Source organism: Metabacillus sp. cB07, assembly GCF_016839225.1.
In the GTDB taxonomy this organism is placed as follows: Bacteria; Bacillota; Bacilli; order Bacillales; family Bacillaceae; genus Bacillus_P; species Bacillus_P indicus.
Genome location: NZ_CP069296.1, coordinates 2514450 through 2526748 on the forward strand (window position 1 = coordinate 2514450; position 12299 = coordinate 2526748).

Consider the following 12299-nt stretch of genomic DNA (forward strand, 5'->3'; position numbering starts at 1 on the left):
CACCTCTTAACTGAAAAAAGTTTTGTAATCTGTATATTTTTCTATGCACTTCTGTGCCCGCTCACGGTCAATGTCAGTCTGAAAACTAAGTCTCAGGACACCGTATATTTCCTCGCGTGTTTCAATGATACGGATATTTGTGATGCTGATTTCCTCCATTGCAAGGTACCCTGTAATCTCAGAGATAACCCCCGGATAATCAGGGACATCGACATATAAATCATAAAAAGAAGGAATTGCGCCTTTTTCCCGCTCGGGAAGTCCATCTCTGTAGTCCTTTGCATCTTTAAAATAAGAAAAGAGAGCAAGACTGTCCAGGCCTTCTACCATATTCTTCACACGGCTCATTTCCCGTTCCCAGTCTGCAAACAGAGTGAGGAGCTTCTCCTTATTATGCAGAAGAATGTCTCTCCACATAGCGGGACTGCTTGAAGCGATTCTCGTAATGTCCCTGAAGCCTCCTGCTGCCAGTCTTTTAATAACAGGATGAGTGTCTTCAAACCGTCCAGCCTGATGAACAAGGCTTGCTGCGACGATATGGGGAAAGTGGCTGATCACTCCTGTTACCTCATCATGGACTTCGGGCGTCATTTCAATAAAATGCGCATTTGTTCCTTTTAGAATGTTCTTCAGTTTATTTAAGGAGTCCTCACTCGTAGTTTTTGCGGGAGTCAGAATATAAAACGCATTCTCAAAAAGATGCGCTCTGGCTGCCGTGACACCTGATTTATGAGAGCCTGCCATCGGATGCCCGCCGATAAAATGGACATCGCCTTTGAAGGCTGCGGCAGCACAGGCGGTGATCTTCTGCTTGGTGCTTCCCACATCTGTAATGATGACGTCTTTTTTCAATTTCATGCCGCTTAATGTCTCTATCATCGAAAGAGTTTGCTCCACCGGGGCCGCAAGAATGATTAAATCCGCTGTTTCGATGTTTTCAAACTGGCTGCCGGCTGCCTCATCTATCACGGTAAGAGTTTTGGCAATCTCAAGCTGGCTTTGATTAATATCATACCCGGTAATCCAGGCATCAGGAAATTCCTTTTTTACAGATAGAGCAATCGATCCTCCAATTAAACCGAGTCCGATCAGATGTATTCTTTTTATTGGCTGATCCATTGTTATCACCTACGGATTTTATGTATGAAGAAAGAGGTGACAGCATCACCTCTTTAGGTTAAGAAATCAATTCGGCAAGGATGCTGATGATTTCCGCGTTTTGTTCTTTTGTGCCGACAGTAATGCGGATAGAAGTCGGAAATCCGAGCGCTTTTCCTGAACGGACAATGTATCCTTTTTCAAGCAGAGCCTGGAACACTTCGTCTGAATCCCGGTTAAAATCGATCAGAATGAAATTTCCCTCAGAAGGATAATAGCTTAGGCCATGTTCTTCACTGAAGCGGTAGAATTGCTCCAGTCCCTGTTTGTTCTTTTCTCTGCACTGAAGAATAAATTCCTGGTCATCCAAAGCATGAAGAGCGGCTGCCTGTCCAAGGCGGTTTGTATTGAACGGATCTCTTGCAGGCTCAATGCTTTTGATCAGCTCACGATTGGCTGCTCCATACCCGACGCGGAGGGCGGCAAGCCCGTACGCCTTTGAAAACGTGCGGAGTATCATGACATTTTTGTATTCTTTTATGAGAGGAAGTGTTTCCGGAAAATCCTGAGCTGTCACATATTCATAGTAGGCTTCATCAAGAATGACGAGCACGTGCTGCGGCACTTTTTCAAGAAAAGCCGAAAGAGACGGTTCATTGATGTAAGTTCCCGTCGGATTATTCGGCGAGCACAGCCAGACAACCTTTGTTTCCGGGTCGATCGCAGCAAGCATCGCATCAAGATCATGGTATCCATCCGCAAGAGGAATTTCTCTGATTTCCGCTCCTTCAATCACCGCATTATGACGGTACTGAGGAAAAGTCGGCGTTGCCATCACGGTATTTGTCCCCGGTTTCAAAAACGCACGGCAAATGATCTGAACGATTTCATCTGAACCATTCCCGAAAATCAGCTCAGACTCGCTTACGTCAAGGAATGATGCCAGCTTTTCTCGCAGCATGGCGCTGTAGCCATCCGGATAGATGGCAAGCTGATTCAGTTCATTTTGGATGGCTGCCTTGGCAGCTTCTGAGCTGCCGTACGGATTTTCATTAGAGGCAAGCTTGACGATATGAGTCAGATTGTATTCTCTCTTAACTTCTTCAATGGGCTTGCCCGGCTGGTAGGGTTTTAGATTTGTAAGCTGATCTTTAATTTGCATAAGTAGACACCTCTTCTGTTTTGAACGCGAAGGAAGCCTTCGCATGCTGCTCTATGATCCGATTTCAACTTCAGCGGGCAATACAAAGGAAGCGGCTTTCTTTTGAAACTCTTCAAAAGCAGCAATCCGGGCATCCGGATCTTTGAGCTTTTGCGATAAACGTTCCACTTCTTCTATCAGGGCGCTGCCTACAACGACTCCGTCGCACGTTTTTGTCAGTTCTTCGACGTGCTGCCTTGTTGAAACGCCAAAGCCGACAAGGACAGGAACATCCGCTTCCTGTTTTACTTCTTCAAGGAAGTCAAAGATGCGCTTGTCGAATGATTTGCGCGAGCCCGTTACACCGAGTGATGAAACACAGTACAGGAAGCCTTCGGCACTTGAGACGATTTTCTTCAGGCGCCCGCTTGAAGTCGGGGCCACCATGGAAATGAACGTCACCCCATGCTGTCTGCATGCATCCCTCAAATCTCCGCTTTCTTCAAAAGGAAGGTCCGGAATCAGCAGTCCGTCGATTGTATTTTTCTCCGCTAAAGCAAAAAAGGATTCTTTTCCTAATTGTAACACAGGATTATAATACGTAAAAAGAATGATTGGAATAGTCAGACCATTTTCTCTCATTACCGGAACCAGTTCCATTGCTTTTACAATGTTCATTCCTTCTGCAAGAGATCTTTGCGATGCCCGCTGAATCACAGGTCCGTCTGCAAGCGGGTCTGAATAGGGAATGCCAAGCTCAATAGCCGAGGCGCCGGCTTTTTGAAGGGCAAGTGCAAGTCCGACGGTCGCCTCCCCGTTCGGATCACCCGCTGTGATAAACGGAACAAAAAGCTTCTTATTTTGTGAAAGCAGGTTCTGCAGGTGTGTCTTCATGCTTGCCGCCCCCTTCAAAAGAATCCATTAATGTGTGGACGTCCTTATCACCGCGTCCGGATAAACAAATCATCAGTGTTTCATCCTGTTTCATCTGTTTTGCAAGGTCAAACGCCTTTGCCAGAGCGTGTGCTGTTTCTATGGCAGGAAGAATCCCTTCCTCCTGAGCAAGGAACGTTAATGCTGATAAAGCTTCATCGTCTGTCACACTTTCATAGGAAACACGTCCTGTTAACGACAGATGGGCATGCTCAGGACCAATTCCCGGATAGTCAAGTCCGGCCGAGATGGAGTACGGCTCCGTAATCTGCCCGTGTTCATCCTGAAGGAGATACGTCAGCGAACCGTGGATGACTCCCTTCGTTCCTTTCGCAATCGTAGCTGCGTGAAGGTCAGTATCCGTCCCTTTGCCTGCTGCCTCGACACCTACAAGGTCAACTTCTTCATCAATAAAGGCAGCGAACATGCCAATCGCATTGCTTCCCCCTCCGACACATGCCACAACTTTGTCCGGAAGAGTATTCAGCCTGCTTTGAAGCTGCTCCTTTGCTTCGTCTCCTATAACTCTCTGAAACTCTCTGACCATTTGCGGATACGGATGTGGCCCTACAACGGATCCAATCATATAAAAATGGTCTTCGCAATGCTGCACCCAGTAGCGGATCGCTTCATTCGTGGCATCCTTCAGCGTTTTGTTCCCGCTGTGGACAGGAATGACCTCTGCGCCAAGCAGCTTCATCCGGAATACGTTCAGCTCCTGTCTGCTGACATCCTCCTGTCCCATGAATACTTTGCACTCGAGTCCAAACTTTGCCGCCACTGTTGCAGCCGCAACACCGTGCTGGCCTGCTCCTGTTTCAGCTATGATCTTCGTTTTGCCCATTTTTTTCGCAAGCAGCGCCTGGCCGATCGCGTTATTGATTTTATGGGCGCCTGTATGATTCAAATCCTCTCTTTTCAAGAAGATTTTTGCTCCGCCAAGCTTTTCCGACACGTTTTCTGCATAGGTCAAAGCGGTCGGGCGTCCGGAATATTCCGAAAGCAGGCGGCGGTATTCATTCATAAACCCGCTGTCTGCAATGGCTTCCTCAAATGCCTCCTGAAGTTCAGCCAGCGGCTGCATTAGCGTTTCAGGAACATATTTTCCGCCGAACTCTCCATATCTGCCAAACTCATCCGGAAATTGATACATGCTGATTCACCCTTTCTTGAAATCTTCTGAGTAATAGCTCGTCTTTTCTCTCATTCTGTTCAATGCCGCTCGAAAGATCGATTCCTCCAGGCATCATTGAAAGGAGGCTGTCAATGTTGTCAGGACCGATTCCGCCTGCAATAAACATCTTCCTGTTCATTTCTTCTGCTGCTTTTATATAGGCAGGGACACTAGACCAGTCAAAGCTCTCCCCAGTTCCGCCAAACGTTTCTTTTACTTTTGAATCTATGACAAACCCATCAGCGGATGTTTTATAGTCTCTCATAAGAGAGAGAGTATCCTCTTTATGGGGAAGGGCCTTCCAGACTTCCGCCCCGAACCTGCGCTTGATTTCGCCTGCTTGATCAGGGGTTTCGCTTCCGTGGAGCTGGATAACGTCAATCGGAAGTTCACTCAGAACGCTCTCGATTTCTTCGTTTGCTGGATTGACAAACACTGCTGCGAGCTTTTTCCCTCTCAGATCAACCTTTTGCAGCCACTCCTTTACTTCGCCCGCCTGAACCCGCCTCTTGCTTTTCGCAAAAATCAGGCCCAGATAGTCAGCGGATGAAGCCGCGGTCAGTGATAAATCATGAAGAGAGCGATTGCCGCAAATCTTAATGAGCGGCTTGTTCATTCTGTTTCACCGTAAAGCCTTTGAATGGCGGACGTCTGATTCTCTTCCCTCATCAGGGATTCTCCGACAAGAATCGCGTCAGCGCCCTTGCTTTTAACGGTTTCTACATCGCTGAATGTGAAAATACCGCTCTCGCTTACAAGAAGCGTCTCTTTAGGCACTGCCTCGCTTATTTTTTCAATTTGATGGATATCGGTTTGAAAAGTTGTAAGATCCCTGTTGTTGACTCCGAGAATCTTTGGAGTGAAGTGCGGCAGCAGTTTTTCAAGCACGGGCAGCGAATGCACTTCCACAAGGACGTCAAGATTCAGTTCACCCGCATGCACATAAAGCTCATGAAGCAATACCGGGTCAAGAGCTTCACCGATCAGGAGGACAGCATCTGCGCCAATATGGCTGGATTCAATGATCTGTTTATGATCAATGATAAAGTCCTTTCTCAAAACAGGAAGGCTGACGGCCTCTTTTATTTGAGAGATATAATCTCTATGCCCTTGAAAGAACGTTTCATCCGTCAGCACTGACAGGCAGTCTGCTCTTCCCGCTTCATATGCCTTAGCTATTTCAACAGGATGAAACGATTCTTTGATGACCCCTTTAGAGGGAGATGCCTTCTTTACTTCTGCTATTAGAGCCGGCTTTCTTTTTGATTGTTTGAGGGCACTGAAAAAAGACCGCTCTGAAACTTGCTTTCTTTCAGGTATATTCAGGGATTGAACTTCTTCCCTTTTTTTCTCAAGAATCTGATTAAGCATACTGTTCCTCCTTTTTGCGCTGAAGCCGTGCAAGCTGACGGTATGCCGTGCCATTTTCAATCGCCTGTTTAGCAGAGGCAACCCCTTCTTTCAGACTGTCTGCCTTTCCTGCAACATAAAGGGCAGCTCCGGCATTCAGTGCGACAATATCGGCTGCAGCCCCCTTTTTCCGGCCTTGGAAAACAGAAAGAATTAGTTCGGCGCTTTCAGACGGGCTTTCTACTTGAATGTCTTTTAATTCCCCTTTTTCAAGACCCATTCCCTCAGGTGTGATTTCATAGCGCGTGATGTTTCCGTTTTTCAGTTCTACCACATCCGTTATGCCAGTAATGCTGCATTCATCAAGACCGTCTCTTCCGGTCACAAGAAGAACGTGCTCGGAACCAAGCTCCCGGAGGGCATGAGCGATTTTTTCAGCATACTCCGCCGAAAAGACACCCATCACCTGACGTTTGGCATTTGCAGGGTTGGCAAGCGGACCAAGAAGGTTAAAGACCGTCCTGAATCCGATTTCCTTCCGGGGATTTACAGCATGCTTCATGGATGCATGATAAATCGGGGCGAATAAAAAGCTCATATCATAGTGATGAAGGGCTCTTTTCGCTTCTTCAGGTGAGGTTTGAATCATGATCCCGAGCTGTTCAAGCACATCTGCACTGCCGCTCTTTGACGAAACAGCGCGGTTCCCATGCTTTGCCACTTTTACGCCCATGGAGGATGCCAAAATGGCGGATGCAGTTGAAATGTTGAAGGTTGAGGCACCGTCTCCGCCTGTGCCGCACGTATCAATCACATCTTCTTTATACTCAATCCGCGTCATATGCTGCTTCATCGCTTTAGCAAACCCGACAAGTTCATCGACCGTTTCCCCGCGGAATCTGAGAATGGAAATAAAGCTTGCAATCTGACTCGGAGTTGCTTTTCCTTCCATGACCTGATTCATGGCACTCATCGCTTCCTGTTCAGACAGCGTGTGGCCTTCAATGCATTTGTTCAGCAAAGCTTTCATTCCCGTCACCCTCCTTCTGTCCGAACACTTTTTCAGCAAGCTCGATCGTTTTAATTAGCGCACTTGCTTTGTTTCTTGTTTCCTTCCACTCAAGCTCAGGCTTTGAGTCGGCAACAATTCCGGCTCCTGCCTGCACATACGCTTTTCCGCCCTGAAGAGCAATTGTTCTGATTGTGATGCAGGAATCGATATTTCCATCAAATCCAATGTAGGCTATGCAGCCGGCGTATGCATTTCTCGCTGTCGGCTCGAGCTCCTGCAGAATCTGCATGGCACGAACCTTGGGAGCACCGGACACTGTGCCGGCGGGAAAAGAGGAAAGCAGGGCATCAATCGGATGTGTGCTGCTTTTCAGCTGGCCGGTGACTTTTGAAATCAGGTGCATCACATGCGAAAAGCGTCCAAGCTCCATTAGAACAGGTGTTTTAACGGATCCGTATTCGGCCACTCTTCCTATGTCATTTCTTGCAAGATCCACCAGCATGTAATGTTCTGCTTTTTCCTTTTCATCCTGACGCAGATCTTCTTCAAGGAACAAATCTTCTTCCTCGGTTTTGCCGCGTTTTCTGGTCCCAGCAATCGGATGGATTTCCAGATATCCGTTCTGTACGTAGATCAGCCGTTCAGGAGAACTGCCGATCAGCTCAGTGCCGTCAAACTTAATATAGAACATGTAAGGGGAAGGGTTTACGACCCTGAGCATGCGGTAAAGATCAAATCCCCCTGCCGTTACAGGGATTTCAAAGCGCTGAGAAAGAACTCCCTGAAAAATATCGCCTGAACGGATATATTCTTTGATTTTCTCAACAGCTTCAAGGAAATCTTCTTTTTCAAAATTCGAAGCCACTCCCTCAAAAGAAACGGCTGCCTGATCAGTCGGCGACAGCATCAGGTCGTGAAAATCCCGCTTCTCGCCAAGCTTTGAAATCAGCTGGCTGATTTTCGCCTCTGCCATTCCGTAGACAGCTCGTATTCCCTCTTCCGATTCTTTGCCTGTAAGCCGTTCATACTGAATGAACGAAAGCTTTTTATCCTGATGATCATAGGCAATCATCGTCGAACAGACAAACAGCAGGCATTTTTTAAAGGAAAGATCCTGATGTTTGTGCTGCGGAACCCGTTCAAACATCGTCACAGAGTCATATCCAAGATAGCCGACTGCTCCGCCGGCAAATGGGATATCGAGATCCGGGACCTTCACTTTTAAATACGCGTCCATCCATTTGAAAATCTCTTTAAGCGAGGATGATTCATGCAGCGTCTGACGCTGTTTAGAACGGACACAGTAACGATTCTTTTCTTCTTCAATAAATAAAAATGGATTTAATCCGATAAAGGAATAGCGTGACCAGGATGATTCCGCGTCTTTACTTTCAAGCAGATAGACCGCTTCATCTTCAAACACCTTAAAAAGCTGTATCGGCGTAAAGGTGTCAACTTGAAAGGATTTGATGACGGGGATGGTCCGAAACTGTCCGCTGTCCTCTTTAAATGAGGCAAAATCAGTATGAAACAATGTACTCACTCCTCCAGCAGTGTGGAGAATAAGTATTTAGGAGGTTATAGAAGGTTGCCCGGTAAACAGAAAAACCCAAAAACGAGGATGACCTGTTTTTGGGTAGACGTATGCCGCAGCGTAAATATAAAAATACCTCAGCTAAACTGACTCATTCTCGGCTACCCTAAACTAAACTCTTGCTAAATGTATCGTATCTCTTATCTTTTCCTAATCTCTAAACTCAGCTAACGCACTGGAACATATTAGAAGCTCTCTTCTAATTTCTATTCTTGTGAACTATGTTAATACAGCTTTTGAAAAGTGTCAACGAAAGAAGGCAAAGCGGTATGTTTTATTTACCTGTAAGGTCCGGCCTTAAAACCGTCGCTTTTCCCTGATAAACATGTTTGACTTCCTTTTGGCTAAGCGGTGTTTCAGCCGTCATCATGACCCTGATGCATTTCTCGAGGCTTCCTTCAACCGGAATCTCCTGCATGCACATAACCGGGACATATTCCCATCCGTCAAAATTCCGTAAAGCTTTGGCAGGAAAAACAGTGTTCAAATCCGCTGTTGTTGAAAACAGGACCGACGTCACATCTTCAGCTTTAACATGATTGGAATCAATCATCTCCAAAAGCACTGCTTCTGTTGCCTTTATAATTTCCTGCTCATTGTTTTGCTGAACGGTTGCAGCTCCTCTTATTCCCCGTATCATACAGTTCCCTCCTGTCTCCAGTTTTCCAGCAGGGATCTTAAACGTTCTTTTTCAAAGGCTTGCGTTCTGCATTCTCCAATGGACTGAAGAAGCACCATTGTGATGGTTCCCGAGCTGGCTTTTTTATCTTTCATCATTTTGCCGAGGAGCAGATCTGTATCCAGATGGCTTGGGACCTCTGTTGGAAATCCAAGCTCTCCAAACCACGATTTCATCTCTTCGTACGGAAGATCCGCGCCGAGAGTAAAATTGCTCAGCCATACAGCAAACAGCATGCCTGCTGCGACTGCGTCACCGTGGCTGATCTTCCCGTATCCTGCTCCTGATTCAATTGCATGACCGAGGGTATGCCCAAAATTCAAATGGGCCCTCACTCCTGATTCCTTTTCATCTTCTTTAACGACAGCAGCCTTTACAGAAATGCCTTGGAGGATCATCCGCTGAAGCATGGAATCATCGATTCTGCTCACATCACGTATCTCCTGTTTCAGCCATGTATATAATTCTTTATTTCCTATCAGTCCATGCTTTATTACTTCTGCAAAGCCTGACCGCAGTTCACTTTCCGGCAGGGATTCAAGGAAGTCAAGATCATAGATGACAGCTTCCGGCTGATAAAAGGCACCGATCATATTTTTCCCTTCCGGATGATTGACGGCCACTTTACCGCCAACTGCACTGTCATGGGCAAGCAGCGTTGTAGGAAGCTGGATAAAAGGTATGCCCCTCATATAGGTAGCAGCGACAAAACCGGCAAGATCGCCAATAACGCCTCCGCCGAATGCGAGAATGAGAGATTTCCTGTCAAGTCCTTGTTTAAGAGCAAACGTCTGAATGTCATAGTAGGTTTGAAATGACTTGCTTTCCTCTCCGCTTGGAACGGCATAAACATCTGACGGGAATGAGCTGACTGCCCGCATCAGCTTATCCCCGTATAGATTCTGAACAGCTGAATCGGCAATAACCAGAATTCTGCTTGGATTTAACCGCTCCAGCTGTTTCATTAGTTGTGTTTCAATCACGCCTGCCCCGATAAGAACAGGGTAGGTACTTGCTGATGTTTCAACAACAAGCTGTTTCATTAGAATTCCCTCGCGTACTCGCGGATTTCCTGAATTTCTTTTTGCAGGGCGTCTATACGGTCTGAGCCGAATTGTTCAACAATGGCTGATGCAATTTCCCATGCGACAACAGCTTCAGCCACAACACTTGCAGCAGGAACTGCACAGCTGTCCGAACGTTCAATACTTGCAGAAAACGGCTCTTTTGTTTCTATATCAACACTTTGGAGAGGTTTGTAAAGGGTTGGAATAGGCTTCATGACTCCTCTGACAACAATCGGCATTCCTGTTGACATTCCGCCTTCAAATCCTCCGAGACGATTCGTTTTGCGGGAGTAGCCCTGCTCTTTTGACCAAGTAATTTCATCATGAACTTCGCTTCCGAATTTGCGTGCAGCATCAAAGCCAATTCCAAACTCAACGCCTTTGAAAGCATTGATGCTGACGATGGCAGCCGCGATTTTCGAATCAAGCTTGCGGTCATAATGGACGTAGCTGCCTACTCCTGCAGGCATCCCTTCAACAATCACTTCCACAATGCCTCCGATTGAGTCTCCGTTGCTCTTGGCATCATCGATTGCCTGCATCATTTTAACGGCAGCATCCTCATCCAGGCATCTTACTGGCGATTCCTCTGTTACACGCTGCAGTTCTTCGATTGAAGAGTATTCTGTCTTTTCTGCTTTTACAGATCCGATTTCCACAACATGTCCTGCCACTTTGATTCCAAGCTCTGCAAGCAGTCTTTTAGCCACTGCGCCTACAGCTACTCTGACCGTTGTTTCACGGGCTGAAGATCGCTCAAGCACATTGCGTATATCACGATGTCCATATTTAATGGCACCGTTCAAATCAGCATGACCAGGACGGGGGCGGCTGATCTGACGCTTGATTTCCTTTTCCTCGCCTTCTTCTAAAGGCTCGATCCCCATAATCTTAGTCCAATGCTTCCAATCATTATTTTCAACAACGAGTGCAATTGGAGAGCCAAGCGCTTTTCCGTGGCGGATTCCGCTTGTAATCTGAACCTCATCTTTCTCAATCTGCATTCTTCTTCCTCTGCCATGTCCTTTTTGTCTGCGTGCAAGATCGCGGTTGATGTCCTCGGCAGTAATTGCAAGACCTGCCGGCACTCCTTCCACAATTGCAGTTAACTGAGGACCATGTGATTCTCCTGCTGTTAAGTATCTCATCTAAAGCTCTCCCTTCATCGCACTAACGCTTTTAAGTAACACTATATCATATCCTTCAAAGGATGAATAGAAAGATTTACAGTTGTTTTTTTCTGTAGAAAAAAGTGCCTGCCGATTCCAGTCCATATGTATGGGCATGAAAAATCTGCTCTGTGCTTCCAACAAAGAGAATTCCCCCCGGTTTCAGCGCATTTGAGAACTTTTCATAAATGGCTTCTTTCGCCGCTTCTGTAAAATAAATCAGTACGTTGCGGCAAATAATCAAATCAAAGCCGCTTTCATAACGGTCTGAGAGGAGATTATGCTTTTTAAACTGCACCGATTTTTTCAGGTCACTCTTAATTTTATAGCCTGTCCCATCTCCTGAAAAGTATTTGCCCCTCATTCCGTCAGGCAGCTCTGACAGGCTTCTCTCAGGAAAAACCCCCGCTTCCGCTCTTTTCAGTACCGTTTCATCCAAATCTGTTGCCAGAATGCGGATCTCTGACTGGGCAGCATACTTTGACAAAATCATGGCCAGTGTATACGGCTCTTCGCCGGTGGAGCAGGCCGCACTCCACACCTTCAGCGTTCCGGGCTTTTTGACCATGTCCGGGAGAAGCTTCGTTTCAAGCATTTCCCACTGTTTTTTATTCCGGTAAAACTCTGTGACATTTATCGTCATTTTATCAAGCAGCTCTGCAAGCAGCTCCGGCTCTTTCCGGAGACGTTCACTGTAATCCCTAAACCCGCTGCATCCTCTTTTTATGTAGAGGGAAATTAACCTTCTTTTCATCTGCGCTTCCTTGTAGAGCGAAAGATCAATCCCCGTCATCCTTTTGATTTCATTTATAAACTGCTCGTATCCCATCAGCGTTTCTCCTCTGCACATGCATTATGTATAGTATATCGGATTTGGAGAACGACTTGTGAAATGAGTTTTAAAAAATCTGAAAAATCGGATTGGATGGATGGTCAGAGCTTACTTAGCTCCCTTTCAATGGCTGTCCGCGGGGATGGCAGGATGTTTGCTTACCCTCCCAGATCGATTTACTGTTTGGGAGGGTACGATTCCTCACTTTGCTTACCCTCACAGATCGAATTATGGTTTTGCAGGGTACGAT

12 protein-coding genes are annotated in these 12299 nt (G+C 46.5%); all 12 read right to left on the minus strand.

Going from position 1 to position 12299, the window contains the following annotated elements; all coding sequences use genetic code 11:
- Positions 1-6: 6 nt before the first annotated feature.
- A complete protein-coding gene (locus tag JOJ89_RS12760; RefSeq protein WP_203287638.1) occupies positions 7-1119 on the minus strand; it encodes a prephenate dehydrogenase in 1113 nt (370 codons plus the stop codon).
- A gap of 58 nt (positions 1120-1177) precedes the next feature.
- The gene (hisC, locus tag JOJ89_RS12765) at positions 1178-2260 is read right to left on the minus strand and encodes a histidinol-phosphate transaminase (protein ID WP_203287640.1); all 1083 of its coding nucleotides are present in this window, start codon (positions 2258-2260) and stop codon (positions 1178-1180) included.
- 51 nt (positions 2261-2311) lie between these two features.
- Entirely contained in the window at positions 2312-3133 is an 822-nt protein-coding gene (trpA, locus tag JOJ89_RS12770; RefSeq protein WP_203287642.1) for a tryptophan synthase subunit alpha, read from the minus strand.
- A complete protein-coding gene (gene trpB, locus JOJ89_RS12775; protein ID WP_029280270.1) occupies positions 3096-4325 on the minus strand; it encodes a tryptophan synthase subunit beta in 1230 nt (409 codons plus the stop codon). Before trpB ends, trpA begins: the two co-directional genes overlap by 38 nt.
- Positions 4306-4962 carry a phosphoribosylanthranilate isomerase gene (locus JOJ89_RS12780; RefSeq protein WP_029280268.1) on the minus strand — a complete coding sequence of 219 codons (657 nt, stop codon included), beginning with the start codon at positions 4960-4962 and terminating at the stop codon, positions 4306-4308. The genes trpB and JOJ89_RS12780 overlap by 20 nt, the downstream gene beginning before the upstream one ends.
- Positions 4959-5717 (minus strand): indole-3-glycerol phosphate synthase TrpC, encoded by a 759-nt coding sequence (gene trpC / locus JOJ89_RS12785; protein WP_029280266.1) that lies wholly within the window; start codon positions 5715-5717, stop codon positions 4959-4961. Before trpC ends, JOJ89_RS12780 begins: the two co-directional genes overlap by 4 nt.
- A complete protein-coding gene (gene trpD / locus JOJ89_RS12790) occupies positions 5710-6726 on the minus strand; it encodes an anthranilate phosphoribosyltransferase (RefSeq protein WP_203287644.1) in 1017 nt (338 codons plus the stop codon). The genes trpC and trpD overlap by 8 nt, the downstream gene beginning before the upstream one ends.
- Positions 6698-8242: an anthranilate synthase component I gene (gene trpE, locus JOJ89_RS12795; protein ID WP_203287646.1), complete on the minus strand. Its 1545-nt coding sequence runs from the start codon at positions 8240-8242 to the stop codon at positions 6698-6700. Before trpE ends, trpD begins: the two co-directional genes overlap by 29 nt.
- Positions 8243-8576: 334 nt before the next feature.
- Complete coding sequence (aroH, locus tag JOJ89_RS12800; RefSeq protein ID WP_029280260.1) at positions 8577-8942, minus strand: chorismate mutase; 366 nt, start codon at positions 8940-8942, stop codon at positions 8577-8579.
- Positions 8939-10024, minus strand: coding sequence for a 3-dehydroquinate synthase (gene aroB / locus JOJ89_RS12805; RefSeq protein ID WP_203287648.1), 1086 nt, complete (start codon positions 10022-10024; stop codon positions 8939-8941). The genes aroH and aroB overlap by 4 nt, the downstream gene beginning before the upstream one ends.
- Positions 10024-11196 carry a chorismate synthase gene (gene aroC, locus JOJ89_RS12810; protein WP_029280257.1) on the minus strand — a complete coding sequence of 391 codons (1173 nt, stop codon included), beginning with the start codon at positions 11194-11196 and terminating at the stop codon, positions 10024-10026. Before aroC ends, aroB begins: the two co-directional genes overlap by 1 nt.
- A 76-nt stretch (positions 11197-11272) precedes the next feature.
- Complete coding sequence (locus JOJ89_RS12815) at positions 11273-12046, minus strand: CheR family methyltransferase (RefSeq protein WP_203287650.1); 774 nt, start codon at positions 12044-12046, stop codon at positions 11273-11275.
- Between the last annotated feature and the right edge of the window lie 253 nt (positions 12047-12299).